At 73.9% G+C, this 26,673-nt stretch carries 21 protein-coding genes; 12 read left to right on the top strand and 9 right to left on the bottom strand.

What is annotated here, in order from left to right:
- Window positions 1-128: 128 nt before the first annotated feature.
- The gene (locus OO62_RS25325) at window positions 129-1,979 is read left to right on the top strand and encodes an alpha-L-fucosidase (RefSeq protein ID WP_033269877.1); all 1,851 of its coding nucleotides are present in this window, start codon (window positions 129-131) and stop codon (window positions 1,977-1,979) included.
- 171 nt (window positions 1,980-2,150) lie between these two features.
- Here OO62_RS25325 and OO62_RS39705 read toward each other — a convergent pair whose 3' ends face one another.
- Complete coding sequence (locus tag OO62_RS39705) at window positions 2,151-2,321, bottom strand: hypothetical protein (RefSeq protein WP_157850167.1); 171 nt, start codon at window positions 2,319-2,321, stop codon at window positions 2,151-2,153.
- Between the two features lie 373 nt (window positions 2,322-2,694).
- On the opposite strand from OO62_RS39705, the gene OO62_RS25330 reads away from it, so the two are divergent.
- Window positions 2,695-4,119 carry a lipase maturation factor family protein gene (locus OO62_RS25330; protein WP_033269878.1) on the top strand — a complete coding sequence of 475 codons (1,425 nt, stop codon included), beginning with the start codon at window positions 2,695-2,697 and terminating at the stop codon, window positions 4,117-4,119.
- On the opposite strand, the gene OO62_RS25335 is transcribed toward OO62_RS25330, so the two are convergent.
- On the bottom strand, window positions 4,013-5,101 hold the full coding sequence (locus OO62_RS25335; RefSeq protein WP_033269879.1) for a tetratricopeptide repeat protein: 1,089 nt from the start codon (window positions 5,099-5,101) through the stop codon (window positions 4,013-4,015). The two genes, OO62_RS25330 and OO62_RS25335, sit on opposite strands and share 107 nt — an antisense overlap.
- Window positions 5,102-5,352: 251 nt before the next feature.
- Here OO62_RS25335 and OO62_RS25340 point away from each other — a divergent pair, with 251 nt between their 5' ends.
- Together OO62_RS25340 and OO62_RS25345 are read left to right on the top strand one after the other, a co-directional pair.
- Window positions 5,353-6,558, top strand: coding sequence for a lactonase family protein (locus tag OO62_RS25340; RefSeq protein WP_033269880.1), 1,206 nt, complete (start codon window positions 5,353-5,355; stop codon window positions 6,556-6,558).
- Between the two features lie 87 nt (window positions 6,559-6,645).
- Window positions 6,646-8,070 carry an amino acid permease gene (locus OO62_RS25345; protein WP_033269881.1) on the top strand — a complete coding sequence of 475 codons (1,425 nt, stop codon included), beginning with the start codon at window positions 6,646-6,648 and terminating at the stop codon, window positions 8,068-8,070.
- Here the strand turns inward: OO62_RS25345 and OO62_RS25350 are convergent.
- On the bottom strand, window positions 8,067-8,834 hold the full coding sequence (locus OO62_RS25350; RefSeq protein ID WP_033269882.1) for a PaaX family transcriptional regulator C-terminal domain-containing protein: 768 nt from the start codon (window positions 8,832-8,834) through the stop codon (window positions 8,067-8,069). The two genes, OO62_RS25345 and OO62_RS25350, sit on opposite strands and share 4 nt — an antisense overlap.
- Before the next feature lie 83 nt (window positions 8,835-8,917).
- Between OO62_RS25350 and OO62_RS25355 the strand changes: the two genes are divergently transcribed.
- The 4 genes from OO62_RS25355 to OO62_RS25370 all read left to right on the top strand — a co-directional run bounded on the left by OO62_RS25355 (window position 8,918) and on the right by OO62_RS25370 (window position 13,345).
- Window positions 8,918-10,588, top strand: a complete 1,671-nt coding sequence (locus OO62_RS25355) for an acyl-CoA dehydrogenase family protein (protein WP_033269883.1) — start codon at window positions 8,918-8,920, stop codon at window positions 10,586-10,588.
- Window positions 10,588-11,352: a crotonase/enoyl-CoA hydratase family protein gene (locus OO62_RS25360; protein WP_033269884.1), complete on the top strand. Its 765-nt coding sequence runs from the start codon at window positions 10,588-10,590 to the stop codon at window positions 11,350-11,352. The genes OO62_RS25355 and OO62_RS25360 overlap by 1 nt, the downstream gene beginning before the upstream one ends.
- A gap of 76 nt (window positions 11,353-11,428) precedes the next feature.
- Entirely contained in the window at window positions 11,429-11,935 is a 507-nt protein-coding gene (locus tag OO62_RS25365; protein ID WP_033269885.1) for a DUF1990 domain-containing protein, read from the top strand.
- Between the two features lie 189 nt (window positions 11,936-12,124).
- The gene (locus tag OO62_RS25370; protein WP_078617346.1) at window positions 12,125-13,345 is read left to right on the top strand and encodes a metallophosphoesterase; all 1,221 of its coding nucleotides are present in this window, start codon (window positions 12,125-12,127) and stop codon (window positions 13,343-13,345) included.
- Between the two features lie 118 nt (window positions 13,346-13,463).
- Here OO62_RS25370 and OO62_RS25375 read toward each other — a convergent pair whose 3' ends face one another.
- Complete coding sequence (locus OO62_RS25375; protein ID WP_033269920.1) at window positions 13,464-14,861, bottom strand: NADP-dependent succinic semialdehyde dehydrogenase; 1,398 nt, start codon at window positions 14,859-14,861, stop codon at window positions 13,464-13,466.
- Between the two features lie 703 nt (window positions 14,862-15,564).
- Between OO62_RS25375 and OO62_RS25380 the strand changes: the two genes are divergently transcribed.
- On the top strand, window positions 15,565-16,173 hold the full coding sequence (locus tag OO62_RS25380) for a L,D-transpeptidase family protein (protein WP_398742066.1): 609 nt from the start codon (window positions 15,565-15,567) through the stop codon (window positions 16,171-16,173).
- Here the strand turns inward: OO62_RS25380 and OO62_RS25385 are convergent.
- The 4 genes from OO62_RS25385 to OO62_RS25400 are packed head-to-tail and all read right to left on the bottom strand — an operon-like array spanning window position 16,160 to window position 21,963.
- Complete coding sequence (locus tag OO62_RS25385; protein ID WP_033269886.1) at window positions 16,160-18,259, bottom strand: ABC transporter ATP-binding protein; 2,100 nt, start codon at window positions 18,257-18,259, stop codon at window positions 16,160-16,162. The genes OO62_RS25380 and OO62_RS25385 overlap by 14 nt on opposite strands.
- Before the next feature lie 55 nt (window positions 18,260-18,314).
- On the bottom strand, window positions 18,315-19,214 hold the full coding sequence (locus OO62_RS25390; RefSeq protein ID WP_033269922.1) for an ABC transporter permease: 900 nt from the start codon (window positions 19,212-19,214) through the stop codon (window positions 18,315-18,317).
- A gap of 2 nt (window positions 19,215-19,216) precedes the next feature.
- Entirely contained in the window at window positions 19,217-20,167 is a 951-nt protein-coding gene (locus OO62_RS25395) for an ABC transporter permease (RefSeq protein ID WP_033269887.1), read from the bottom strand.
- A complete protein-coding gene (locus OO62_RS25400) occupies window positions 20,164-21,963 on the bottom strand; it encodes a peptide ABC transporter substrate-binding protein (protein ID WP_051733582.1) in 1,800 nt (599 codons plus the stop codon). The genes OO62_RS25395 and OO62_RS25400 overlap by 4 nt, the downstream gene beginning before the upstream one ends.
- Window positions 21,964-22,153: 190 nt before the next feature.
- Between OO62_RS25400 and OO62_RS25405 the strand changes: the two genes are divergently transcribed.
- Window positions 22,154-23,311, top strand: coding sequence for an ROK family transcriptional regulator (locus OO62_RS25405; RefSeq protein ID WP_033269888.1), 1,158 nt, complete (start codon window positions 22,154-22,156; stop codon window positions 23,309-23,311).
- 64 nt (window positions 23,312-23,375) lie between these two features.
- Window positions 23,376-24,917 carry a M81 family metallopeptidase gene (locus tag OO62_RS25410; RefSeq protein ID WP_033269889.1) on the top strand — a complete coding sequence of 514 codons (1,542 nt, stop codon included), beginning with the start codon at window positions 23,376-23,378 and terminating at the stop codon, window positions 24,915-24,917.
- Between the two features lie 35 nt (window positions 24,918-24,952).
- Here the strand turns inward: OO62_RS25410 and OO62_RS25415 are convergent, their stop codons facing one another.
- A complete protein-coding gene (locus OO62_RS25415; protein ID WP_033269890.1) occupies window positions 24,953-25,843 on the bottom strand; it encodes an alpha/beta fold hydrolase in 891 nt (296 codons plus the stop codon).
- Between the two features lie 83 nt (window positions 25,844-25,926).
- Here OO62_RS25415 and OO62_RS25420 point away from each other — a divergent pair, with 83 nt between their 5' ends.
- A complete protein-coding gene (locus OO62_RS25420; protein ID WP_033269891.1) occupies window positions 25,927-26,631 on the top strand; it encodes a TetR/AcrR family transcriptional regulator in 705 nt (234 codons plus the stop codon).
- The last annotated feature ends 42 nt before the right edge of the window (window positions 26,632-26,673 follow it).

The following is a 26,673-nucleotide window of genomic DNA, read 5'->3' on the forward strand; positions in this document are numbered from 1 at the left end:
AGGGAGTTGCTCCGATGTTTATTGCTCCCGGGGTCTTCCCGTCCGGGTGGCGGGCCTGCACCATGCGGGAGGCACACGAGGCACGCACCGGATCGACCGAGGTGACCGTACGACCCGAGGAGCGAGCGATGCACAGCCGCACGAGACCGTTCCGCATGCCGGTGTTTCTGGCCGCAGCGGTCGCCCTGCTGCTGGCCGCCGGCAGCCCGGTGGCCGCCGCGAGGCCCCCGGCGCCCGCCGCACAGCCCCCCGCGCGCACCGCCGCGGGACCCGGTACCAATCACGCGACCGACGACCCGTTCACCGCCGCGCGCACCTCGTGGTGGCGGCAGGACCGCTTCGGGATGTTCATCCACTTCGGCGCGTACTCGAATCTGGAGGGCGAGTACACCCGGCCGGACGGCACCGTCTGCCGCAACGCGGAGTGGATCGAGCGCGAATGCGGGATCACCGAGGAGGAGTACGAGAAGCAGGCGGCGACCTTCAACCCGGCCGCCTTCGACGCCGAGGCGATCGTCAAGGCCGCCAAGGACGCCGGCCAGCGCTACCTCGTCATCACGGCCAAGCACCATGACGGCTATGCGATGTGGCCGACGAAGCAGAACACCTGGAACCTGCGCGACCACTCCGCCCTCGACCCGCACCGCGACCTCCTCGCCGAGCTGAAGAAGGCGGCCGACGCGGCCGGCATCAAGCTCGGCTTCTACTACTCGATCTGGGACTGGCACGACCCGGACTTCGCCGACCCGGCGACCTTCCCGCGCTACAAGCAGCGGATGTACGGGCAGCTCAAGGAGCTGATCGACCACTACGACCCGGCGCTGCTGTGGTTCGACGGCGAGTGGGACGCGGACCGTCCGACCAACCGCTGGTCCCGCCAGGACGGCGCCGACCTCCAGGCGTATCTGCACGGCCTGAACCCCCGCCTGATCGTCAACAACCGCGTCGGCAAGCGCGAGGTGGTCGACGGCGACTTCGGCACGCCGGAGCAGGAGATCCCCGCGGAGCCGGTCGACGGCCAGCTGTGGGAGAGCTGCATGACGCTCAACGACCACTGGGGCTTCGCCCGGTACGACACCCACTGGAAGTCGCCCGCGACGGTGCTGCGCAACCTGCTGGACGTGGCGAGCCGCGGGGGCAATTACCTGCTCAACGTAGGCCCGGACAAGTACGGCCGCATCCCGCAGCCGTCCGTCGACCGGCTGCGCGAGACCGGCCGCTGGCTGGCCGCGCACGGCCAGGGGGACGCGGTCTACGGGGCCGGGTACACCGGGCTGGTCGCCGCTCCCTCCTGGGGCACGGTCTCCCGGCGCGGCAACGTGCTGTACGCCGCCGTCACCTCCTGGCCGGCCACCGGCACGCCCCTCCACCTCACCGCCAGGGCGCCCTTCGACATCACCTCGGCCCGGGTGGCGGGCAGCTCCCAGCAGGTACGGGTGGCCCGGTCCGGCGACGGCTTCGACCTCACCCCGTCCGGTGCGGCCACCGGTCCGCTCGCGAGCGTCCTCCGCCTGACGATCGAGCCGCCTGCCACGGCCCCGGCCGGCGACGGCACCGGGCTGACCGCGCGCAGCTGGGCGAACGACTCCTTCAGCGGCCCGCCGGCGGCGGTCGTCGTCGACCCGACGGTGAACAAGTCGTACCGCTTCGACGGCTCACCGGACGCGAGGATCCCGGCCGATCACTTCAGCACCCGCTGGACCGGCTCCGTCCAGCCGCGCTTCGACGAGCCCTACACCTTCACCACCGTCTCCGACGACACCGTACGGCTCTGGATCGACGGCAGGCTCGTGATCGACAGCACCACGCCGCACGGCCCGAAGGTGGACAAGGGCACCGTCGTCCTCAAGGCCGGCCACCGGCACCGCATCCGGATCGACTACACGGAGCGGACCGGCGAGGCGTACCTGAAGCTGCTGTGGTCCAGCCCGAGCCAGGCTCAGGAGATCGTTCCGCAGCGCCGGCTGCACGCCGACTGAGCCCGCGCGGAGGGTACCGGCCGGTGGGCGGGAGCGGGCGGGAAACTCCCGCCTCCCGGCTGGGCCGTTCGGGTCAGCGCCGGGGCGGCGGCCCGCGTCTGCTCGGGCGTCGGCCCTGACCCCTGGGGCGAACCTCCGGGGTCAGGGCCGGTGCCCGAGCACTGCGGCCGGTCAGTCGATGCCGCGGATGATGTACGGCTCGGCGGGATCGTCGTCGCAGCCGGCGAGCCGCACGGGCGCGCAGCGGTCCCAGACTTCGAGGTTGCGGACTTCCTTGATACGACCGGGTCGCTCGCCCTGCTTCAGACGGGGCTGCTTGTGTTGAGCATTGTGCAAAGCCACCACGCACTCCTTCATCGAGGTATTGGTCCGACGCGGTGGCGCCTCGTTTCACAAACCGGGAGGTCGGCCAAGGTTTGTGGCGTTCCCGCGACGGGCCAATGGTGTTGGCGTCTCCCAGAAAGGTCGTCCGTCGCCCTTCAGGTTAACGACGCCGCTCACGCCGCGCTCGACGTTTTCCGGCGCAATGGGCGACTCGTCGCGAGGCGGGAATCGCCGCCCCGGATCTGACGGGGAAATCGGGTCCGGAATGTGAGGCACATCACTCACTCGAATGGCTCTCCGGTTGCTGCATCTGCCGCGATCCGTACGCCGGCGGGTGACCGTGCGGAGCGAGTTTTCCCACTTGCGCGAAGGCAGTGCTACCCATGGGCGGGTGGCTTGGTTCTCGGATTCCGGTTACTGGCTCGGGCGGCTCGTCTTCCAGCGGATGCTGGCCGTCCTCTACGTGATCGCGTTCCTGGCGGCGGTGCGGCAGTTCCGGGCGCTCATCGGGGCGCGCGGCATACTGCCGGTGCCCGAGTTCGTGGCGCGGGTGCCCTTCCGCACGTCGCCCTCGGTCTTCCACTGGCGCTACTCGGACCGCTTCTTCGCCCTCTGGTCGTGGACCGGGGTGCTGCTGGCGGCGGCCGTCGCGGCGGGGGCGGCGGATGCCGTGCCGCTGTGGGCGTCGATGGTGATGTGGGCCGTGCTGTGGGTGCTGTACCTGTCCATCGTGAACGTCGGGCAGACCTGGTACAGCTTCGGCTGGGAATCGCTGCTGCTGGAGACCGGCTCGCTCGCGGTGTTCCTCGGCAACGCCGACACCGCTCCCCCGGTGCTGATCATGTGGCTGCTGCGCTGGGTGCTGTTCCGGGTGGAATTCGGCGCCGGACTGATCAAGATGCGGGGCGACCGCTGCTGGCGGGACCTGACCTGCCTCTACTACCACCACGAGACCCAGCCGATGCCCAACGCCCTGAGCTGGTTCTTCCACCGTCTGCCGCGGCCGCTGCACAAGGCCGAGGTGGCCGCCAACCACCTCACCCAACTCGGCATCCCGGTAGTGCTGTTCACCCCGCAACCGGTCGCCGGGTGGGCGGCGGCCGCGATGATCGTCACCCAGCTGTGGCTGGTGCTCTCCGGCAACTTCGCCTGGCTGAACTGGCTGACCATCACGCTCGCCGCGTCGGCCGCCGCCCCGCTGTGGGCCGGGCCGTCCGCACCGCTCCCGGCGCCCCCGGTGTGGTTCGAGGTGCTCGCCCTGGTGGCCACGGCCGGGGTCGCGCTGCTCAGCTACCGGCCCGCGCGCAATCTGCTGGCCCGGCAGCAGATGATGAACACGTCCTACGAATCGCTGCACCTGGTCAACTCGTACGGGGCGTTCGGCACGATCACACGGGTGCGCCGGGAGATCGTCGTGGAGGGCACGGCGGACGCGGTGACCGGGCCGGAGACGACCTGGCTGCCCTACGAGTTCCGCGGCAAGCCGGGCGACGTGCGGCGGCTGCCCCGCCAGTACGCGCCCTACCATCTGCGGCTGGACTGGCTGATGTGGTTCGCGGCGCTGTCCCCGGCCTATGCGCGGTCGTGGTTCGTGCCGTTCGTGGCGCGGCTGCTGGAGAACGACCGGGACACCCTGCGGCTGCTGCGCACGAATCCGTTCCCCGAGGTGCCGCCGGCTCGCATCCGGGCCCGGGTCTTCCGTTACCGCTTCACGACCTGGCGGGAACTGCGGGAGACCGGAGCGTGGTGGCACCGGACCGAGGAGCGGGAGTTTCTGCCGCCGGTCGCGCGGTCAGCTCTGCGCGGAACGCGATGACCATCTCCCGGGCGTGACGCAGCCCGATGCGGGCGAAGTCCTGTTCCAGGACGGCCAGTTCGGCGAGCGTCTCGTCCAGGTCCCGGCCGAGGCGGGCGCGGGACTTGGCCAGCCCGAGCCGGGAGAGCGCCTCGCCCCGCGGCTCCTGCATGGCACGGAACTCCCCGAGCGCACGCGCGTAGGTGTCGCGCGCCGACGCGTAACGGCCGGCCCGGTAGAGGACGTTGGCGCGCATCTTGTGGTTGTAGGCGAGCGCCGACGCCAGGTCCATCCGGCGGCAGATGGCCTCCGCCTCGGACAGCAGGTCCAGCGCCCGGTCCGTCTCGCCGCGTACGGAGCGCACATCGGCCACCCCGCGCAGGGACCAGGCGCGCCCGCGGGCGTCCTCGCCCGCCTCGGCTATCCGGGCGGACTCCTCGAACAGCTCCAGGGCCTTGTCGTGGTCGCCGGTGTTGCGGTGCATCTGGGCGATGCCGGACATCGCCCAGACCGTGTGCCGGACCTCCCCGTGCTCCCGGGCCTGGGCGAGCAGCTGCTCGTGGAGTGCGGCGACCGCGGCGTAGTCGCCCTGGATGCGGCCGGTCTCGGCGAGGCCGGCGAGGGAGTAGCCGTGCGCGAGGCGGTCGCCGCCGGCGTCGGCCAGCGCGACGGCGTGGGTGAGCAGCCGGCGGGCCAGCGGCAGCGTGCCGCACTGGCGGGCCAGGGTGCCGCCGCTCCACAGCGCCCAGGCCATGGCGCCGGCGTCCCCGGCGGTGCGGGCGCTGCGGTAGCTCTCCCGCCATGCGGCACCGGCCTCCGCGACCCGGCCGAGCCGGCGGTGGGCCTCGGCGACGGCCAGCCCGGCCCGCGCCCGTTCCAGTGGGGTGCCCGCCTCGGCGTGCGCGCGGCGCGCCGTCGTCAGCACCTCCTCGTAGGAGGAGTTCACGCCCAGCGCCGAGCCCAACTCGCCCTGGTACTCCGGGGCGAATGCCTTGCCGTACATAGATCCGTGGCCTCTCGATCATCTTCGTGCCGTGATCTTCGAACCTACGAGCGGCCGGGGGTGCGGCGAATCCGTCCGAGTATGTGTTGTGCCGTACGACTCGAGTGCTACGCGTGGGGGTGGTGGTCATCTCGGGGATGTAGGGGTTCGTCAGGGTCGGGCCTCCGGGGCCGGTACCTGCGCCGTTGCCCGGACCGCACCTCAGGGTGCCGCTCTTGCCGGGTGAGCCCCGGCGGGCCACCCTGGCTGCCATGACAGCAGGACGCAGCGGAACCCAGACCGGCCCGGGGCCCGACCGCCGGCGCTTCCTCCGCACGGTGGCGGCGTCGGTCGCCGCGACCACCGGCGTGGGGCTGCTGACGGCGGCGGACGCCGCGCCCGCGCGGGCCGGGCACCGCGCCGTCTGCCACCCGCACGGCACCCGGCCGCTCTTCCTGGGCACGTACACCTCGAAGGAGGGCGGCGGCACCGGCATCGGACGGGCCGGGTACGACACGGCGACCGGGCAGCTCACCGCCACCGGCGTCGTCCCCGGCGTCGCCGACCCCTCCTATCTGGCGCTCGGCCCGTCCGGCCGCACCCTCTACGCGGTCGACGAGCAGCAGCAGGGCGCGGTGACCGCGCTCGCCCTCGCGCCCGGCGGCCCGCCCACCGTGCTCGGCACCCGCTCCACCGGCGGTGCCGGCCCCTGCCACCTGTCGGTGCACCCGACCGGCCGCTGGCTGCTCAGCGCCAACTACCTCTCCGGCAGCGTCGCCGTCCATCCCGTCGACCGGGCCACCGGCGCCCTCGGCGAGCGGACGGACCTGGTCACCCACACCGACCCGCCGCCCGGCCCCGGCCAGGACGGGCCGCACGCCCATCAGATCGTCACCGCCCCGGACGGCCGGCACGTGCTCGCCGTCGACCTCGGCAACGACACCGTCTACACCTACCGGCTCGACACCGGGGCCGGGAAGCTCCGCCCGTCCTCGTACGCGACGCTGCGGCCCGGCGCCGGCCCCCGCCATCTGACCTTCCATCCCTCGGGCTCGTTCGCGTATCTGGCCAACGAGGTCGACAACACGGTGGTGGTCTGCCGCTACGACCTCCGCAGCGGGCGGCTGACGCCGGGCGCTCCGCAGCCGACCGGGACCGGGCCGGGGACGAGCTATCCGGCGCAGATCCTGGTCACCCGCAACGGCCGCTTCGCGTTCCTCGCCAACCGCGGCCACAACAGCCTCACCCGCTACGCCGTGGAGGCGGGCGGGGCGCGGCTGCGACTGCTGGACACCGTGCCGGTGGGCGGGGACTTCCCGCGGCACATCGCGTTCTCCCCCGACGAGCGGTGGCTGTTCGCGGCCAACCAGAAGTCGGGCTCGGTGACGGTGTTCGCGGTGGACGCGCGACGCGGGACGCTCACGAGCGCGGGGGCCCCGTTCGCCGCGCCGATGCCGGTCTGCGTGCTGCCGTTGTGAGTCCTGCGGCGGTGCGCGCACGGCCCGGGGGCCGCTGAAACACTGCGGCAACAGCGCCGCAGGGTTCGCCGGTTAGCGTCGGCCCCCATGAGCACGGGAACGGTACGCGACGACGACCGCACGGCACCGGACGGCGCGGCCGCCGGAGGCGGTCTGCAGCAGGGACTCAAGCGCCGCCACATGCAGCTGATCGCGCTGGGCGGGGTCATCGGCGCCGGGCTGTTCGTGGGGAGCGGGGTGGTCATCCGGTCCGCCGGGCCGGCCGCCGTGCTCTCCTTCCTGGTGGCCGGCGCGCTGACCGTACTGATCATGCGGATGCTGGCCGAGATGACCGTCGCCCGGCCCGCCCTGGGCTCCTTCTACGCCCATGTCCGCGAGACGCTGGGGCTCCGGGCGGGGTTCACGGTCGGCTGGCTGTACTGGTACTTCTTCGTGATCGTGGTCGCCGTCGAGGCGGTGGCGGGCGGCCGGATCGTCCAACTCTGGCTCCCCGGGGCGCCGTTGTGGGCGATCAGCCTGGTCCTCATGGCGGCGCTCACCGCCACCAACATGATCTCGGCCCGCTCGTACGGCGAGTTCGAGTACTGGTTCTCGTCGGTCAAGGTGCTGGCGATCGTGGTGTTCCTCTTCCTGGGCGCGCTGTACGTGCTGGGGCTGTGGCCGGACGCCCCCGGCGGGCTCGCCGCGCTGACGGCGCACGGCGGCTTCGCGCCCGAGGGGCTCGGCGCGGTGCTCACCGCCGTCGTGCCCTGCATCGGGTTCTTCACCGGTGCGGAGATCGTGACCATCGCGGCCGCCGAGTCGGCCGAGCCGGAGCGGGCGGTGGCCGACGCGATCCGTTCGATCGTGCTGCGGGTGGTGGCCTTCTACGTGCTGTCGGTCTTCGTGGTGGTCGCGGTGGTGCCCTGGACCTCGAAGGCGATCGCGGTGAGTCCGTACGCGGCGGTGCTGGACCGGCTCGCGGTGCCCGCGGCCGGCACGGTCATGAACGCCCTGGTGCTGATCGCCGTGCTGTCCTGCCTGAACTCGGCGCTCTACACATCTTCCCGGATGCTGTTCGCGCTCACCCGCAACGGGGACGCGCCGCGCGCCTTCACCGAGGTCAGCGCGAGCGGGGTGCCGCGCAGGGCGCTGCTCGCCGGGACCTCGGCCGGCTACCTGTCGGTGCTCGCCGCATGGATCTCGCCCGATGTCGTCTTCACGTTCCTGATCAACTCCTACGGTGCCGTCGCCCTGTTCGTCTATCTGGCGATCGCGGTCGCGCAGCTGCGGATGCGCCGGAAGCTGGAGCGCGAGGCACCCGGCCGGCTGACGCTGAAGATGTGGTTCTTCCCCTGGCTGAGCCGGCTGACCATCGCTCTCATGGCGCTGGTGATCGGCGCGATGGCCTTCCTGCCGGACAGCCGCTCCCAGTTCTGGCTGAGCCTGCTGACGGTCGCGGTGGTGCTGGCGGGGTACGAGCTGCGCCGCAGGCGGGGGCCGGGCGGCGGGCCGTCGGGGAGCACCTCCTAGCCGGCCAGGTACTGGCGCAGCAACTCCCGTAGTTCGGAGGCGAATTCGGCGTACGCGGCGCGGAGCGGGACGCCCGGCCAGTGCGGGGGCAGCAGCTCCTCCGGCAGCAGCGGGTCGGTGAGGAGATGGCGCTGCGCGGCGGCCGCGACGGTGAAGCGGTCGGCGGGCGGGGCGGCGCGGTCCAGGGCGGAGCGCAGCGCGCCGGCCCGGGCCGCCCAGCCGTCCAGGTCCCAGAGCCGGGCCGCGAGCGCGGCCGGGTCGCCGTCCGGGGTGCCGGTGAGCCAGGTGCACTGGTCCGTGACGACGGGCGGGCGGGGCCGGTCGAGGTTGGCCGGACGCAGCCAGCTGCCCTCGCGGAGTTCGGCCAGCCGCAGCGCCGCCATGGCCTGCCGCAGTGCGGTGCGCTCGGCGGCCGGCCGGCCTTCCGGTGTGGTGACGACGGCGATCTCCCAGTCCCCGCACCAGGCCCGGGTCCGCGGCGAGCGGCTCTCGTCCTGCCGGGCCTGCCGCGCCAGCAGCCGGTCGGTGAGCGCGTACGAGCCGTCGCTCTGGCGCAGGTCGCCGGCCGCCACCATGCGGGAGAGCGCGACCCGCACGGTGCCCTCGGCGATGCCGAAGAGCTCACCGACCCGCACCAGGGCGCGGGCGGGCAGCTTCGGCGGGTGGTGGCCGAGCAGGGTGCTCAGCACGATGGAGCGCGCGGTGAGCGGGCGCGGCGCGAGGGCTGCGGTGCTGGTGGGGTCTTCGGTACCGGCGTCGTTCATATGTGCTGGAAATTCTAGCCAGCCGGCCGGCATCCGTCATTACAGTCTTCCGGCAGCTGTCTGCATTCTGTAACGTCAACGGTATGACCGTCACCCATGAAGTCGTGAATCAGGCCCCGCCGCTGACCGGGTTCAGCACGGCGGACGAGCCGGCCCTGCTGGAGGCGCTGCGCCGGGACGGCGCCGAGTGGGGCGTGCGGGAGGTGACCGAGCTCGGCGCGCTGGCCGGCTCGGCGGCGGTGCAGGATCAGGCCCGCTGGGCGGAGGAGCAGCCACCCCGGCTGCACACCCACGACCGGACCGGGCACCGCATCGACGAGGTGGAGTTCCACCCCGCCTGGCACCAGCTGATGACCGTCGCGGTGGAGCACGGGCTGCACGCCGCGCCGTGGGCCGACAGCCGGCCCGGCGCGCACCTGGTGCGCGCCGCCAAGTTCTACGTCTGGTCGCAGGCCGAGCCGGGGCACGGCTGTCCGGTGTCGATGACGTACGCCGCCGTCCCCGCGCTGCGTGCCGCACCCGAGCTCGCCGCGCGGTACGAGCCGCTGCTGACCGCCCGGACGTACGACTTCGGGCTGCGCGCCCCGCTCACCAAGGCGGGTCTGATCGCGGGCATGTCGATGACGGAGAAGCAGGGCGGCTCCGACGTACGGGCCAACACCACGCGCGCGGTGCCGGCCGGCGACGGCACGTACCGCCTCACCGGCCACAAGTGGTTCACCTCCGCGCCGATGAGCGATGTGTTCCTGGCGCTGGCGCAGACCGACGAGGGGCTGAGCTGCTTCCTGCTGCCGCGGGTGCTGCCGGACGGCACCCGCAACGGGATGCGCCTGATGCGGCTCAAGGACAAGCTGGGCAACCGCTCCAACGCCTCCTCCGAGATCGAGTACGAGCAGGCGGTGGCCTGGCCGGTCGGCGAGCCCGGCCGCGGGGTGCGGACCATCGTGGAGATGGTGAACATGACCCGGCTGGACTGTGTGCTGGGGTCGGCCGCCGGCATGCGGGCGGGGCTGCGGCAGGCGCTGCACCACACCGCGCACCGCCGGGCGTTCGGCCGGGAGCTGGACCGGCAGCCGCTGATGCGGTCGGTGCTCGCGGACCTGGCGATCGAGTCGGAGGCGGCGACCCTGCTGGGCCTGCGGCTGGCGACCGCGGTGGACCGGTCGCAGGCCGGCGACGCCCAGGAGGCGGCGCTGCGCCGGCTGGCGCTGGCGGCCGGCAAGTACTGGGTGTGCAAGCGGGGCAGCAGCCATGCGGCGGAGGCGCTGGAGTGCCTGGGCGGCAACGGCTACGTCGAGGACTCGGGCATGCCGCGGCTGTACCGGGAGGCGCCGCTGCTGTCCATCTGGGAGGGCTCGGGCAATGTCGCGGCGCTCGACGTGCTGCGGGCGCTGGAGCGCGAACCGGCCGCGCTGGACGCGTACTTCGCCGAGGTGGAGGGCGCGGCGGGCGCCGACCGGCGGCTGGACGCGGCGGTGGCCGGGCTGCGCAAGGCGCTCGGCTCCCTGGCCAACCCCGAGCGGGCGCAGCTGATGGCACGGTCGCTGGCCGAGCGGATGGCGCTGGTTCTCCAGGCTTCGCTGCTGGTACGGCACAGCCACCCGGCCGTCGCCGATGCCTTCTGCGCCTCCCGGCTCGACGGGGAGTGGGGCAACGCCTTCGGCACCCTGCCGCCCGGTGTCGATCTGACGGCGGTCCTGGAGCGCGCCCGGCCCCGGACGACGGGCGCGGAGCCGGCCGGGGGCGCGGCCTGATGGCCGTGCGGATCGAGCGGGCCGGGCCGGTGACGACGGTGGTGCTGTCCCGGCCGGCGGCCCGCAACGCGGTGGACGGCCCGACCGCGCGCCACCTCGCCGACGCCTTCCGGGAGTTCGAGGCGGACGACACGGCGCGGGTAGCGGTGCTGTGGGGTGAGGGCGGGACGTTCTGCGCGGGTGCCGATCTCAAGGCGATCGGCACCGGACGCGGCAACCGTGTCGCGGAGGACGGCGACGGCCCGATGGGGCCCACCCGCATGCGGCTGTCCAAGCCGGTGATCGCCGCGGTGGCGGGACACGCCGTGGCAGGCGGCCTGGAACTGGCCCTCTGGTGCGACCTGCGGATCGCCGAGGAGGACGCGGTCTTCGGGGTGTTCTGCCGGCGGTGGGGCGTGCCGCTGATCGACGGCGGTACGGTCCGGCTGCCGCGGCTGATCGGTGCGAGCCGGGCGAGTGACCTGGTGCTGACGGGACGGCCGGTGCCGGCGGCGGAGGCCCTGGACATCGGGCTGGCCAACCGCGTGGTGCCGACCGGGACGGCGCGCGCGGAGGCGGAGCTGCTGGCCGCGGAGATCGCCCGCTTCCCGCAGGCGTGTCTGCGCAGCGACCGGGCCTCCCTGCTGGAGCAGGAGGGCCTGGACGAGGCGACCGCGCTGGCCGGCGAGCTCCGGCACGGCCGGGCGGTGCTGGCCGAGGCGAGGGAGGGCGCGGCCCGCTTCGCCGCGGGCGCCGGGCGGCACGGCGCGCCGGACCCCGCGTAGCGCGGCGGCCGGGGGCGGCGTACTGTCGCCCTCCGTCACCCGTCGGCCCCCGCGGCCGGGTCTCCAGGAGCACAGCGTGAGCGATCTGACCTACCCCGAGGAGGGCGGCACCCGGCGCAGGCCGCTGCCCGGCGGCTATCACCACCTCGTCGAGGAGGTGCCGCTCGGCCACGGCCGTCAGGTGCTGCGGGCGGCGGGTGAGGCGATCACCACCTTCCGGATGCACCGCGCGGCCGGCACCGTCATCCGGGCCGACGCCCCGCGGGCCGAGCCCGGGGTCGCCGTCGACGTGTCGCTGGGCGTCGGCCCGTTGCGGCTGCGGGCGCCCTGCCGGGTGGTGTGGGCGGTCGCCGGGGAGGACCGCGTCGGCTTCGCGTACGGCACGCGCGCGGGGCACCCCGAGTGCGGGGAGGAGGCGTTCCTGGCCGAGCTGCGCGCGGACGGTTCGGTGTGGTTCACCGTGACCGCCTTCAGCCGCCCGGCCGTACCGCTCACCCGTCTCGCCGGCCCGCTGGTCCCCGTCTTCCAGCGGCTGTACGTGCGCCGTCTGGGCCGCACCCTGCGCCGGCTGGCGAACGGTTAGGCACCCGCCCTCCCCACCGGCGCGGGGGGGTGCAAGCGGGGTCCGGTGCCCCACTTTTCTCACGCCCCGCCGCCGTGCGGGGACACGTGGTTACCGACGCGTAACCCCCCGGCCGTTGATCGCCATACGTCCACCTGCGCTTCATCTTTTCGTCACCATCGGCCCCGCCGGCCATGAGAAAAACCAGGCATGTGTGAGGACGAACTGATCCCGCCGCAGGCGGACATGACCGAGCAGGAGTGGCTGCGGGCCGGCTCGGCGGCGGCCGGGACTCCGCCGGTGCCCACGACGGGGCGAGCGGTGCAGTGGGTGAACCGGCGGACGCTGCTGGGCGGCGCGATGGCCGGCGCGGCACTGGCGGTGCTGCCGTCCCAGGCCCAGTCGCCCGCCGCGGCCGCGACCAGGCCGGGGGTGCCCGGAGCCTTCCCGTTCCCCGAACACCCCGACGGCAAGGGTGAGTTCGCGATCCTGGTCACGGGGGACGCGGGCACCGGCGACGAGGCGCAGTACGCGGTGGCCGCCGCCGCCCGGGACGTCTGCCGGGCCGAGGGCATCGGGCTCGCGGTGGGCCTGGGGGACAACATCTACGAGAACGGGCCGGAGTCCGACCACGACTCGGAGTTCCAGGACAAGTTCGAGAAGCCCAACAACGGCATCGACGTGCCCTGGCTGATGGTGCTGGGCAACCACGACTGCTCGGGGCTGATACCCGGCAGCGGCGGCGACCCGTCCCGCGGGGACCGCGAGGTCTCCTACGCCAAGACCTCCAAGCGCTGGTACATGCCGGGCCGTTACTACAGCGTGCCGCTGCCGGCCGCCGAGCCGCTGGTGGAGTTCTTCGCGATCGACACGATCCCGTGGTCGTCGTACGTCGCCCAGCTCGACCCGTACTACCGCTGGGACGGGCCGTACATGCGCGAGCAGCGGAGCTGGCTGGACGGTGCGCTGCCCGCCTCGCGGGCCCGCTGGAAGGTGGTGCTGAGCCACCACCCGTACCTCAACAACGGCAAGCACGGCAGCGCCGGTTCCTACGACGGCTTCGAGATCGGGAACTACACCAGCGGGGTCCACCTGAAGGACATGTACGAGAAGGTGGTGTGCGGCCGGGCCGATCTGATCCTGTCCGGGCACGACCACACGCTGCAGATACTGGAGCCGACGGCGCGCACCGGCGGCACCCGGCAGGTGGTGTGCGGGGCGTCCGCCAAGACGGAGGACGGCAAGGCGCACTTCACCCACCCCGCGGCCTGGCAGAACTTCTCCGACCACGGGTTCATGGTGCTGAAGGTCTCCGGCGCGCGGCTGACCATCGACGCGTACACCGTCGACGTGGCGACCCGCAAGGCCACGCTGCGGCACCGGGCACGGCAGACCCGTCCGGTGGCGGCGCCCGCGGGGGCCCACGCCTAGGGCGACCTGGGGCCGGGAGCCCTCCCGGCCGGCGGCCGGGCCGACCAACCTGGCCGTTGGACGGCCCGGCCTGCCCGGGACCGTACACCCTGGCGCGCCCGGCGGAAACCGTTCGGTTTCAGTCCTCCGGGCCGTACCACAGGGTCGTCATGTTGCAGAACTCGCGGATGCCGTGCCCCGACAACTCCCGCCCGTAGCCGGAGCGTTTGGCCCCGCCGAAGGGGAGCCCGGGGTGGGAGGCGGTCATGCCGTTGAAGAAGACGCCGCCGGCCTCCAGGTCCCGTGCCAGCCGCACCTTTTCGTCCGGGTCGCGGGTCCAGGCGTTGGAACTGAGGCCGAACGGGGTGTCGTTGGCGACCCGCACCGCCTCGTCGACGTCATCGACGCGGTAGAGCGTGGCGACCGGGCCGAACGCCTCCTCGTGGTGGATGCGCATGCCGGGGGTGATGCCGGCGAGGACCGTCGGCTCGTAGAACCAGCCGGCGCGGTGCTGGGGCGGCCGCCGCCCACCGCACAGCGCGGTCGCGCCCTGGTGGACCGCGTCGTCGACCAGCTCCTCCAGATCGGAGCGGCCCTGCTCGCTGGAGAGCGGCCCCACATCGGTGGTCTCCTCCATCGGGTCGCCGACCTTCAGTGCGGCCATGCGCGCGGTGAACCGCTCGGTGAAGGCGTCGTAGACGGCGCTGTGCACGATGAACCGCTTGGCCGCGATGCAGGACTGGCCGTTGTTCTGGGCGCGCGCGGTGACGGCCACCCGGGCCGCCTTGTCGAGGTCGGCGGAGGGCAGCACGAGGAACGGGTCGCTGCCGCCCAGTTCGAGGACGGTCTTCTTGATCTCGTCACCGGCGACCGAGGCCACCGCGCGGCCGGCGGGCTCGCTGCCGGTGAGGGTCGCGGCGACCACCCGCGGGTCGCGCAGGATGTCCTCGACGGCGCCGGAGCCGATCAGCAGGGTCTGGAAACAGCCCTCGGGGAAGCCGGCCCGGCGGAACAGCTCCTCCAGGTAGAGCGCGGTCTGCGGGACGTTCGAGGCGTGCTTGAGCAGTCCGGTGTTGCCCGCCATCAGCGCCGGCGCGGCGAACCGTACGACCTGCCAGAGCGGGAAGTTCCACGGCATCACCGCGAGGACGGTGCCCATGGGGCGGTAGCGGACCACGGCGCGCACGGCACCCGAGTCACGGACGTCGGCCGGGTCGGGGTACTCGTCGGCGAGCAGCGCCTCGGCCCGCTCCGCGTACCAGCGCATGGTCTTGACGCACTTGGCGGCCTCCGCGCGGGCCTGGGTCACCGGTTTGCCCATCTCGGTGGTCATCAGGCGGGCGATGCCGTCCTGGTCGGCCTCCAGCAGGTCGGCGGCCTTGAGCATCAGCTCCTTGCGCCGGGCGAAGGACGTCACCCGGTGTTCCTGGAATGCCTGCTCCGCCCTGACCAGGTGGTCTTCGATCTCGCCCGCGTTGAGCGCGTCGAAGGTCTTGAGGGTCTCGCCGGTGGCCGGGTTGACCGTGGCGATGGCCATGATCAGCACCTCCTTCGTGTGCGGGTGGCAGTGCCCGCGCTGACGGGGAATCCGCGGTCCTGGGGCTTCGGGTCCGGGCGGCTCCTAGGAAAGCGGTGAGGGAGCCGGGGACGGGTCCGGCACCGGGTCGGGCCCGGGCGGACGGGGTATCGGCGACGGCTCCGGCGGTATCGGTTCGGGTGGCGGGGGCGGGACCGGCGGTCCGGGGAGCGGGTCCGGGACGGGGTTCGGCGGCGGGCCGCCGGGGTCCGGGGGCGTGGGCTGCGGGTCGCGGTCGTACGGGCGCTCACTTCGCGTATGCGGTTGCCGCTGCACTGCGGGCCTCCAATGAACAGCTGGTGGCACATGAGCCCCCGTACCCGAGTTTCGCCCGTCCATGGCTCCGGCGCACGACGGATCGCCGCGGACGCGGTTGCGGACCGGCGGAAGCGGGCGTATATGACCTGATCGGACGGCGCCGGGCGGGCGGCCGGCCCGCTAGCGTGCGGTCATGCCCATGACGCGCACCCGCACGACGTCCCCGCGGCGGACCCCGGGACGGCGCAGGACGCCCCCGCCCCGGACGCCGGCAGGGCCGCGGCGCGCGCCGCGGGGCCGGAGCGCTCGGCGCGCGGCGGCTCCCGTCGTCTGCGCGGCGCTGCTCACGGTGGCCGCCCTGGCCCCGCCCGCCGCGGCCGGTGCCGCCGTCCCCCTCCCGCACCGCATGGCCGACACCGGCGGCGGGGCCCAGCTGATCACCGCCGAGGCGCCCACGGCGGACGCCACCAGGGGGACGGTGGTGTGGTGGCAGCGGCACAACGGGCGCTGGCGGCAGGCCGGTTCGGCACCGGCCCGCTTCGGCTCGGGCGGGCTCACCGAGGGCACCACCCGGGTGCAGGGCACCTCGACCACGCCCACCGGCCTGTACGACCTGCCGTTCGCCTTCGGCACCGAGGCCGCACCGCCCGGCACCGCCATGCCGTACCGCCGGGTCGGCCCGGACTCGTGGTGGTGCGAGGACAACGCCTCCGCGTCGTACAACCGCTGGGTGGACCCGCGGCCCGCGGACTGCGCGGCCGCCGAGTCCGAGCGGCTCGCGGACTACCCGGTGCAGTACGGCCGGGCGCTGGTCACCGGCTTCAACTACGACCGCCCGGTGCACGGCCGGGGCGCCGGGATCTTCCTCCACGTCAACGGCAAGGGCGCCACGGCCGGCTGCGTGTCCGTGCCGGCCGGGGCGATGGCGTGGATCCTGTCCTGGCTGCGCCCGTCCGCGCACCCGCACCTTGCCCTCGGCACGGCGTACGGGCCGACCGCGCTCACCCGCTACTGAGGCCCCGGCTGCCCGCCGACGTGAGCGGGAAGTGGCAGGCCACCCGGTGGCCGGGGGTCTCCGGCTCGGTCGGCGGCGGCTCCGTGGTCGCACAGAGTCCGGCCGCGCGCGGGCAGCGGGTGCGGAAGCGGCAGCCGGAGGGCGGGGCGGCGGCCGACGGCGTCTCGCCGCCGAGCGGGGAGACGGGCGGCGGGGCGTCGGGGTCGGGCGTGTTGGCGCTGTCCAGCAGCCCGCGGGTGTACGGGTGCAGCGGGCGGGCGAAGACCTGCCGGGCGGGGCCGGTCTCGACGAGCTTGCCGAGGTACATCACCCCGACCGAGTCGGCGAGGTGCCGTACCACCGCCAGGTCGTGCGAGATGAAGAGGTAGCCGATCCCCTTCTCGCGCTGCAGCGCGCGCATCAGGTTGAGGATCTGCGCCTGGACGGAGACGTCGAGCGCGGAGACCGGTTCGTCGGCGACGACGAGCGCGGGCGACAGGGCCAGCGCGCGGGCCAGGCCGAGCCGCTGCCGCTGGCCGCCGGAGAACTCGTGCGGATAGCGGTCCACCGCGCCGCGCGGCAGCCCGACGTCGTCCAGCAGCCCGGCGACCCGCCGCCGCTGCTCCGCCCGGTCGCCGATGCCCTGGATGACCAGGGGTTCGCGCAGCACCGCGCCCACCCGCATCCGGGGGTCCATGGCCGCGGAGGAGTCCTGGAACATCAGCTGGACCCGGCGCCGGTGCGCCCGCAGTTCCCGCTTGGTCAGCGTGGCGAGGTCGCGGCCGGCGAAGTGGACGCTGCCGGCGGTGGGCGGCTCCAGGCCGACGACCATCCGGCCGAGGGTGGACTTGCCGCAGCCGGACTCCCCCACGATGCCGAAGGTCTCGCCACGCCGGACGGTGAGCGAGACCCCGGCCACCGCGCTGATCTCACGGCCCCGCGCGCCCGGCCCGCGGCGGGCGAAGGGGCTCGCGTGCAGTGGATAGGTCTTGCTGAGCCCGGCCAGCCGCAGCAGGGGTTCGCCGGTATTGCCCAGGGTCCCGGCCGTCCCGGGCTCCCTCGCCTCCCCGGCCGGATGTGGCGGGAGCAGTGCGGCGGCCGGGTCGCCGGCGGCGGGATCCGCGGGGTGGAAGCAGGCCACGGCGTGCGCGGTGTCGGCCGGCGCGGCGCCGTCGAGGCCGTCGGTCAGCTCCGGCTCGGCGGCGCGGCAGAGGTCGGTGGCGAAGCCGCAGCGGGGCGCGAAGCGGCAGCCGGTGGGGCGGCTCGTCAGGGACGGCGGCAGGCCGGGGACGGTGGCGAGCGGCCGGCCGGCGTCGGTGGCGGCGTCGGGGAGCGCGGCGAACAGGGCCTGGGTGTAGCGGTGCCGCGGGGCGGCGAACAGCGGCCGTACGGGGGCGCGTTCGGCGATCCGGCCGCCGTACATCACCGCGACCCGGTCGACCCGGCGGGCGATCACGCCGAGGTCGTGGGTGACCAGGATCAGCGCCATGCCGAGCCGGGTGCGCAGCTCGTCGAGGAGTTCCAGGATCTGGTGCTGGGTGGTGACGTCGAGGGCGGTGGTCGGCTCGTCGGCGATCAGCAGCCGGGGTTCGCAGATCAGCGCCATGGCGATCGCGACGCGCTGCCGCATCCCGCCGCTGAGCTGGTGCGGATAGTGCCTGAGCCGCTCGGCGGGGCGGGGCAGGCCGACCAGCCGCAGGGTCTCCTCGGCCTTGGCCCATGCCTCGGCACGGCTCACCTTCCGGTGCAGCAGCAGGGGTTCGGCGACCTGGGCGCCGAGGGTGACGGTGGGGTTGAGCGAGGTCAGCGGATCCTGGAAGACCATGCCGACGGTGTTGCCGCGGATGCCCCGCAGCACGCGCTCGGGGGCGGCGGCGAGGTCGGTGCCGTCGAACAGGATCCGGCCGCCGGTGACCCGGCCGCCGGGCGGCAGCAGGCCGAGGACGGACAGCGCGGTCATGGTCTTGCCGCAGCCGGATTCGCCGACGATGCCCAGCGCCTCGCCGGGGGCCAGGGTGAGGTCGACGCCGTCGAGGGCGCGGACGGTGCCGCCGCGGCCGGCGATCTCGACGTGCAGGTCCTCGACGCGCAGCAGCGGGTCGGTCATGGTGTGGTCCTCGCTTCGGCTCTTCCGGGGGTGCACCGGGTCGTCGGCATCCGCGTCAGCCCTTCGCCGGCCGTACGTCGAAGGCGTCCCGCAGGCCGTCCCCGAGGCAGTTGAAGGCGGCCACGACCAGCACGATCGCCAGGCCCGGCGGGAAGATCAGCCACCAGTGGCCGACCTGGGTGTAGGTGATGCCGGCGGAGAGCAGCGAGCCCCAGTCGGCGGCGGGCGGCGGGACGGACAGGCCCAGGAAGGAGAGGTAGGCGACGTAGAGGATGGCGTCAGCCACCTGGAACGTGGCGTTGACCAGGACGGTGCCGACGGCGTTGGGGACGATGTGCCGGAAGACGGCGCGGCCCCCGCCGCCGCCCATCAGCCGCATCGCGTGGAGGTAGTCGCGGCTGCGCAGCGCCAGCGCCTCCCCGCGGATCAGGCGGGCCGGCGAGAGCCAGGCGACGGAGGCGATGATCAGGATGAGGACGGGTTTGCTTGGGGTGATGAGGGTGGCGACCACGACGAGCAGGAAGAGCGCGGGGATGGCGAGCGCCGCGTCGGTGATCCGCATCAGCACGGCGTCCACCCAGCCGCCGCAGTAGCCCGCGACCGCTCCGTACACCGTGCCGAGGAGGGTGGCCAGCAGCCCGGCGGCCAGGCCGACTTCGAGGGAGGTGCGGCCGCCGTACATCAGCCGTCCGAGCTGGTCGTAGCCGAGGTCGGTGGTGCCCAGCGGGTGGCCGACGCCGGGGGCGCGGCCGGCCTGGGCGAGGTCGGTGTGGATCTGGTCGGTGGGGTGGAGCAGCGGGCCGAGGAAGCAGAAGGCGAACAGGGCGAGCAGCACCAGCGCGCCGGCGAGGGCGAGCTTGTTGCGGGTGAGGGCGGCGAGGGCGCGGCGGGCCGGACCGGGGACGGCCGGGGCGGCGTCCGGCGGGCCGGCGCCCACGGCGTCGAGGGCTGGGATCGTCACGTCACGCTCCTGATGCGCGGGTCGAGGAGGGCATAGGCGAGGTCGGCGAGCAGGGAGCCGAGGACGGTGGCGACACCGACGACGAGGGTGACGCCGAGCAGCACGGGGAAGTCCGAGCTCTGGGCCGCGTTCCAGAACAGCAGCCCCATTCCCGGGTAGTTGAACATCGACTCGACGACGAGGGTGCCGCTGAAGAGGGTGGGGAGGTAGAGGCCGAGCAGCGTGGCCAGCGGGATGAGGGCGTTGCGCAGCACGTGCCGGGCCATGATCCGGGCGTTCGACTGGCCCTTGGCGCGCGCGGTGCGGACGTAGTCCTCGGCGAGGTTGTCGAGGACGGCGGAGCGCAGGTAGCGGCTGAAGGCGGCGACGATGCCGAGCGCGGCGGTCACGACGGGCAGGACGAGCGCGGGGGCCTGGGCGAGGATGCCGCCGACGGTGTCGGCCTGCGGCGCTTCGGCCGGCAGCAGCTGGAGTTGCTGGCCGAAGACCAGGATGAGGACCAGGCCGAGGAAGAAGACCGGGGTGGCGTAGGCGAGGAACGCCACCCCGGTCAGCAGGTAGTCGGCGGCCCTGCCCCGCCGTACGGCCTGGAGAACGCCGAGCGGTACGGCGACCACCGCGGCGAGGGCGAGGGCCAGCCCGGCCAGCAGGGCGGTCTTCGGCAGCCGCTCGGCCAGCAGCGAGGCGACGCTCTGGTTGAGCTTGTACGACTCGCCGAGGTCGCCGGTGAGCAGCCGGCCGAGGTAGCTGACGTACTGCTCGGGCAGCGAACGGTCGTAGCCCTGCTGGTGGTTGAAGTGCGCGACGGCGTCCGGGGTGGCCTGGACGCCGAGGATGGCGCGGGCCGGGCCGCCGGGGAGCAGGTGCAGCAGGACGAAGACGAGGACCGAGACCAGCAGCAGCACGACCAGCGCCTGCGTGAGGCGCTTGGCCAGGAAGCGGATCACCGTCCGGCACCGCCCTTCTTGACGTAGTACCAGTTCTGCGGGGCGAGGGACAGCGTCGGGTTCTGGTCGACGCCACGCAGGTCGTTGCGGATGGCGGAGACCTGGTAGGCCGGGTTGGGCGTCCACAGGACGGGGAGCCGGCGGGCCACCGTGCGGCCGTAGTCGCGCAGCGCGGCCGGCTCGGCCGAGTACTCGGTGGCGCGGATCAGCCGGTCGGTCTCCGGGTCGGACCAACTGCCCATGTTCGAGGGGGCGTGGGTGGCGAAGATCTTTTCTCCGCTGGGGTCGGGCGGGAAGTACCAGCTGCCCTGGGTGCCGAAGAAGCCCAGCTGCCACTGCGCACACCGCGGCTCGGTCCGCTCGCAGGGGACGGTGGTGCCGAGGACGGTGTTCAGCGGCTGCTGCCGGACGTCGAGGACGATGCCCGCCTTGGCGAAGTCGGACTTGACGGCCTGCATGGTGTTGGAGGTCTCGGTCGAGCCGGACTGGGACAGCAGCGACAGCCGCAGTTCCTGGCCGCCCCTGACGCCCGCGCCGCACCGGTCCGCACCGGTCCCCGGCCGTACGCAGCGCAGCGTGCCGTCCCGCTCCGCCCACCCGTGCCCGGCCAGCAGCGCTCTCGCCCGGCCCGGGTCGTAGGGGTAGGGCTCGTCGTCGAGGAGTCCGGCGGGGACCGGGCCGAGGGTGGGCGCGGCGCTGCCGTGCCAGATCACCCGTGAGATGCCCTTCTGGTCGATGAGGTGCTGGAGCGCCTGGCGCAGATAGTCCTGGCGCAGCAGCGCTCCCACGGTGGGGTGGTGGAAATTGAGCACGAGGTAGGTGACCGCCCAGCCCTCCCAGGGGTCGATGCGGTATCCCCGCTCCTTGAACTGCCGCGACTGCGCCATGACCGCCGGCGGGAGGTAGCCGTAGTCGACGCCGCCGGCCCGCAGGACGTTGAATTCGGAGTCCGCGGTGGTGAAGGGCTTGAGGACCACCCGGTCGAGACGGGGTTTGTCGGGTCCGCGGTAGGCCCGGTTGGGAACGAGGGAGACCTGGCCCGAGGTGGTCCACTTCTCGATCCGCCAGGGCCCGTCGACCGTCTTCCACAGCGGATCGGTGGCGAAGCGGGAGAACTGCTTGGCGTGCCGCATCAGCCGGGCGAAGGCCCGTCGGGGGCTCTCGCCGCGGGGGTTCCAGGCGTGGACGGGCAGGGCGACGAAGTCCTGGAGTTCATTGGCCGTGAACCAGGTGGGGTTGTAGGCGCGGTCCAGCCGGAGCCGGAACGTGCGGTTGTCGACGGTCTCGAATTCCTTGACGTCGTCGGGCATCAGTTTCGGTGAATAGCCGGCCCATTCCCGCTTGTTGTCCTTGATCAGATCGAACCAGAACTTCACGTCGCGGGTGGTGACCGGCGTCCCGTCGGACCATGCGTAGCCCTTTTTCAGGGTGATGCTGACGGTGGTGTTGTGGTCGCTGTAGCGGGGCATTTCTGCGAGGTTGCGGGGCGAATCCATGGTCAGCGCGTCGCCCTTCTGCCCGGGCGTGAACAGCCGCAGGAACAGCAGGTCCTGGATGGCGCTGTTGTACGAGGCCAGATAGCCGGGAGCCCCGATCGGGAAGATCCAGTTGGGGGTGGAGGCGGGTGGCAGGGCCATGGTGGCGGTGCCGCCCTCGACCGGGGTGCCGCCGGTGGCGCCCAGCTCGGTGACAACGTTGCCAGCCGGGCCGCAGCCGACCAGCGCCGGGAGGCCGAGCAGGGCGGTGGCCGCCCAGCGCCCCAGCAGCCCGCGTATTCGGGTGGTGCGCAGGCCCATTGCTGCCTCCGGGGGTCGGCCGGTCGAGGAGTGCGAGCAAAGTACGGACGGCCGAGAAAAGAAGTCAAGACCTTGGCGAAAGCGGCCCGATCGGGTTGTACTGTCGGCGAGTTGACGCGGCGACTTCTTTCGGACACCGCATCAAGTCGCCGCTTCACCGCCCCGCACCGGCCCCGCGAAAGGCGCCCTCATGACCGCCTCCGGCGAGCAGCGCGGCTCCGCCGCGCACGTCCTCGAACTCGTCGCGAACGGCTCCGCCACCTCGCGCGCCGACCTCGTGCGCGAGCTGGGGCTCGCCGCGTCCACCGTCTCCGCCCGCGTCCAGGAACTCGTCGAGGCCGGTCTGCTGACCGAGTCCGGTGAGGGCGCCTCCCGCGGCGGCCGGCGCCCCCGGCTGCTGCGCGTCGCCGACCGGGGCGCGGTCGCCCTGGCCGCGGACCTGGGCAGCCACCACATCCGTACCGGGGCGGTCGGGCTGACCGGCGGCGTCCTCGACGCCGAGGACCTGGCCTTCGATCTGACCGCCGGCCCGGACAGCGCCCTGGACGCGCTCGCCGGGCAGTTGGCGGCGCTGGCCGAGCGGCAGCGTGCGGCCGGGCGTGCGGTGCGCGGCGTGGGGCTGGGGTTCCCCGGCCCGGTCGACGCGGACGGCGCGCGGATCATCGCGCCCTCCCGGATGCCCGGCTGGCACCTGTTCCCGCTGCGCGACCGGCTCGCGGACCGCCTGGGCCTGCCGGTCCTGCTGGACAACGACGCCAACATGATGGCGCTGGGGGAACACCGCGCGGCCCGCCCCACCCGCCGCCACCTCGTCGTGGTCAAGGCGGGCCGCGGCATCGGTTCGGGCGTCATCAGCGACGGCCGGCTGCACCGGGGCGCCCGCGGCTCGGCCGGCGACATCAGCCACGTCAGGGTGGACCGGGCGGCCCAACTGCCCTGCTCCTGCGGCAACATCGGCTGTCTGGAGACGGTGGCCAGCGGTGCCGCGATCGCCGCCGCGCTGCGCGCCCGGGGGCTCCGCGCCGACTCCGCCGCCGACATCCTGCGGCTGGTCGAGGACGGCGACGCGCACGCCACCACCCTCGTACGGCAGGCCGGCCGGGACATCGGCACGGTGCTGGCCGTCGTCGTGAACTTCTTCAACCCCGAGGCGGTCGTCGTCGGGGGCGCCCTCGCCGCCGCCCAGCCGCTGGTCGCGGCGGTGCGCGGCACGCTCTACGAGCGCTGCCTGCCGATGGCCACCAGCGAACTCGCCATCGACGCGGCGGTCCACGGCCCGGACGCGGGTCTGCTGGGGGCGGGCCATGCCGTGCTGTGCCTGGCGGCCGGGCCCAACGCGCCCCGCTGAGCCCGGCCCGGCCGCCCCGTCTCACCACCCGTCCCGCCCGCCACCCCAGGGAGAGTGAACCCTCATGCCCGTACCGACCGGCCCCCGCCCCCGCACCCGGCCCCTGCGCATCGGCATCGGCGGCATGGCCATCGAGTCCAGCCAGTTCTGCCCGCACCGCTCGGCCTACGACGACTTCCGCGTCACCCGGGGGCGCGAGCTGCTCGACCGCTACGCCTGGACCCGGCCGGACGCCTGGCCGGCCGGGCTCGTCGAGTGGGTGCCGCTGGTGCATGCGGTGGCGGTCCCCGGCGGGCCGGTGGAGCGCGCCACGTACGACCGCGTCAAGGCCGAACTGACCGCCCGGACAAGGGAGTCGGGGCCGCTGGACGGCCTGGTGTACGACATCCACGGCGCGATGAGCGTGGTCGGCCTGGAGGACGCGGAGGCCGACCTCACCGAGGCCGTACGGGCCGCCACCGGCCCCGCCACCCTCATTTCCGCGGCCATGGACCTGCACGGCAATGTCTCGCGCCGCTTCGCCGCGCCTCTCGACCTGCTGACCGCGCACCGGCTGGCGCCGCACGAGGACGCCTGGGAGACCCGCGAGCGCGCCGCCCGCAAGCTGGTCGAGCGACTGGCCACCGGGCGGGGCCGCCCACACCGCGCCTGGGTGCAGGTGCCCGTCCTCCTCCCCGGCGAGAAGACCAGCACCCGCCTCGAACCGGCGAAGTCGCTCTACGGCCGGCTGGCCGCCGTCGAGGCACTCGACGGGGTGGTGGACGCCGCGCTCTGGGTCGGTTACGCCTGGGCGGACGAGGAGCGCTGCCGGGCCGCGGTGGTGGTCACCGCGGACGACCCCCGACTTGCCGTCGCCCAGGCCGGGTTGCTGGCCCGGGCGTACTGGGACGCCCGCCGCGACTTCGTGTTCGTCGGCCCGACCGGCGACGCCGACGCGTGCATCGCCCGCGCCGTGGCCTCCACCGCCCGCCCGTTCGTGATCAGCGACTCCGGCGACAATCCCACCGCGGGCGGCGCGGGCGACCTGCCGTACATGCTGGGCCGGCTGCTGGCCCACGAGGAGCTGGCCGGCGGCCGGGTCACCGCGCTGCACCCGGGCCTGACCGACCCGGAGGCGGTCGCCGTCTGCTGCGACGCCGGGGTGGGTGCCGAGGTCACGCTCCGCGTGGGCGGCCGGTTCAGCGCGGGCACCGGCCCGCACGCGGAGCCGTACGAACTGACCGGTACGGTCACCGCCCTCGACGGCCCGGCCGCCTCCCCCGCCCCTGGTGGACCGCGGGGCAATCCGGCGTACGACGGGCGCGGCCGGAGCGCGGCGGTCACCCGCGGCGGGGTCACCGTCGTACTGACCGAGCGCCGCACCCCGTTCCACACCCGCGCGGACTTCGGCGCGCTGGACCCGCTGGCCTACGACCTGCTGGTGGTGAAGATCGGCTATCTGGAACCCGAACTGCACGCGATGGCCGCCGACTGGCTGCTCGCCCTCACCCCGGGCGGGGTGGACCAGGACCTGCTGCGCCTCGGCCACCGCAAGGTGCGGCGTCCGCTCTACCCCTTCGACGACGAGGGCTTCGAGGACCCGGACCTGACGCCGGTGCTGCTGTAGCACCGCCTCCCCGGGCAGCACGGGCCCTGGCCTCCTCACCCGTCGGCGAGCCGGCGCACCCGGCGGGCGACGTCCTGCCAGACGGCTTCCGGGAGGTCGTGGCCGACGCCGGGCAGCTCGACGAACCGGGCGCCGCGGACCCGGGCCGCGACGGCGCGGCCGGCGGAGGGTTTGACGAGGGGGTCGTCCGCGCCGTGCAGGACCAGGGTCGGGACCGCGATCTCGTGGATACCGGGACCGTGCCACCGGGCACCGATCTGACGGCTCTGACTGCGCCCGTCCCGGACCCCCGTGTCGGCGATGGCGGTGATGCGTTCCCTGGTGGCCTGCTCGTCGAGCGGGTGGGCGGGTGAGTGCAGGAGCCGGGCCAGGGCGATCCCGGCCTCGATGTCGCCTTCCGGGGTGGCGGGGTGACGCATGCGGGCGAGCTTCACGAGCGTCCGCAGGCGGAGGTGGCGCAGGGTGCGCACGCCCGCCGCATCGGCCGGGACGGCCGACACCGAGGTCAGTGTCCGCACCCTCCGGGGGTGGCGCAGCGCGATGCGCTGGGCGACCGCGCCGCCGAGCGACTGACCGAACAGGTGGGCCGATTCCCAGCCGAGGGCGTCCAGCACGGCGACGGCGTCGTCGGCCATGTCCTCGGCGGTGTAGGCCGACCCGCGGCCGCGCACCGGCGCGGTGAGGGGGCTGCGGGTCGCGGTGGGCGGCAGGTGCGTCGACTCCCCCGCGTCGCGCTGGTCGTAGCGCGCCACCGCGAAGCCCTGCGCGGCCAGTGCCCCGGCGAGGCCGTCCGGCCACCAGAGCCGGGAGACCCCCAGGCCCGTCACCAGCAGCAGCGGTTCCTGGCCCGGGTGCCCGGTCAGCCGGTCGTAGGCCAGCGCGATCCGTCCGTTGTGGGCCCGGCGGACCGGAGTCCAGGTTGTCATGTGCCCCTCCTCAATACTGCGATCAGCGTTCGCAGTTATTACTCTAGGCGGCAGAGCGCGACGACGAACAGGAGAGGGGTCAGGTGGCCGAGGAACCGGTGCTGGTGTGGGACCGTCCCGATCGGGGAGCGCGCGGGCCCGCGCCCGAACGGAGCCGCGCCCAGCTCACCCGGGCCGCGATCCGGCTGGCCGACGCGGGCGGGCTGGCGGCGGTGTCCGTACGGCAGGTGGCCGGGGAACTGGGCACCGGCCCCGCGTCGCTCTACCGCTACATCGCCGGCCGCGACGACCTGCTGGATCTGATGACGGACGCGGTGACCGGCGAGATCGACCTCACGGTGGCGCCGACCGGCGACCCGGTCGCGGACCTGGTGGCCCTGGCCCTGCGCAGCCGGGAGGTGCACCTCCGGCACCCCTGGCTGATGGAGGTCCCGCCGGAGGCGCTGCGGCTGGGCCCGCGCGGGCTGGACCACCTCGAATACGCCCTCGGCGCCCTCGCCCCCCTCCAGCTGCCGGGCCGGAGCAAGCTGGAGGCGATCGCCGCGCTGAGTGCCCTGGTCACGATGCTCTGCCGCGCCGAACTGCAGAGCCACCGGTCACCGACCGCACGCCAGGCGGCCCAGGCCGCCTATCTGAGCACCGCGGCCCGCGGCAGTGAACATCCGCTGCTGGCCCAGGCATTGGCCGGCCGAGAAGCCACCCCACCGGGCGACGCCCCCGCCGTCTTCGAACGAGTCGTCCACCGGGCACTCACCGGACTGCTGGCCCGTGGCCCCGAGACGCCGTAGCCCGGGGGCCCGTCGCGGCCCGGCCGGCGGGCACGACGCGCG

This window comes from Streptomyces lydicus, from assembly GCF_000717345.1.
Lineage (GTDB): Bacteria > Actinomycetota > Actinomycetes > Streptomycetales > Streptomycetaceae > Streptomyces > Streptomyces lydicus.

What these genes read in the sequence shown, in the direction of transcription:
- OO62_RS25325 (WP_033269877.1), top strand. Translation starts at nt 129, where the DNA reads ATGCACAGCCGCACGAGACCGTTCCGCATGCCGGTGTTTCTGGCCGCA.
- OO62_RS25335 (WP_033269879.1), bottom strand. Translation starts at nt 5,101, where the DNA reads ATGTACGGCAAGGCATTCGCCCCGGAGTACCAGGGCGAGTTGGGCTCG.
- OO62_RS25340 (WP_033269880.1), top strand. Translation starts at nt 5,353, where the DNA reads ATGACAGCAGGACGCAGCGGAACCCAGACCGGCCCGGGGCCCGACCGC.
- OO62_RS25345 (WP_033269881.1), top strand. Translation starts at nt 6,646, where the DNA reads ATGAGCACGGGAACGGTACGCGACGACGACCGCACGGCACCGGACGGC.
- OO62_RS25350 (WP_033269882.1), bottom strand. Translation starts at nt 8,834, where the DNA reads ATGAACGACGCCGGTACCGAAGACCCCACCAGCACCGCAGCCCTCGCG.
- OO62_RS25355 (WP_033269883.1), top strand. Translation starts at nt 8,918, where the DNA reads ATGACCGTCACCCATGAAGTCGTGAATCAGGCCCCGCCGCTGACCGGG.
- OO62_RS25360 (WP_033269884.1), top strand. Translation starts at nt 10,588, where the DNA reads ATGGCCGTGCGGATCGAGCGGGCCGGGCCGGTGACGACGGTGGTGCTG.
- OO62_RS25370 (WP_078617346.1), top strand. Translation starts at nt 12,125, where the DNA reads ATGTGTGAGGACGAACTGATCCCGCCGCAGGCGGACATGACCGAGCAG.
- OO62_RS25375 (WP_033269920.1), bottom strand. Translation starts at nt 14,861, where the DNA reads ATGGCCATCGCCACGGTCAACCCGGCCACCGGCGAGACCCTCAAGACC.
- OO62_RS25380 (WP_398742066.1), top strand. Translation starts at nt 15,565, where the DNA reads ATGGCCGACACCGGCGGCGGGGCCCAGCTGATCACCGCCGAGGCGCCC.
- OO62_RS25385 (WP_033269886.1), bottom strand. Translation starts at nt 18,259, where the DNA reads ATGACCGACCCGCTGCTGCGCGTCGAGGACCTGCACGTCGAGATCGCC.
- OO62_RS25400 (WP_051733582.1), bottom strand. Translation starts at nt 21,963, where the DNA reads ATGGGCCTGCGCACCACCCGAATACGCGGGCTGCTGGGGCGCTGGGCG.
- OO62_RS25405 (WP_033269888.1), top strand. Translation starts at nt 22,154, where the DNA reads ATGACCGCCTCCGGCGAGCAGCGCGGCTCCGCCGCGCACGTCCTCGAA.
- OO62_RS25410 (WP_033269889.1), top strand. Translation starts at nt 23,376, where the DNA reads ATGCCCGTACCGACCGGCCCCCGCCCCCGCACCCGGCCCCTGCGCATC.
- OO62_RS25415 (WP_033269890.1), bottom strand. Translation starts at nt 25,843, where the DNA reads ATGACAACCTGGACTCCGGTCCGCCGGGCCCACAACGGACGGATCGCG.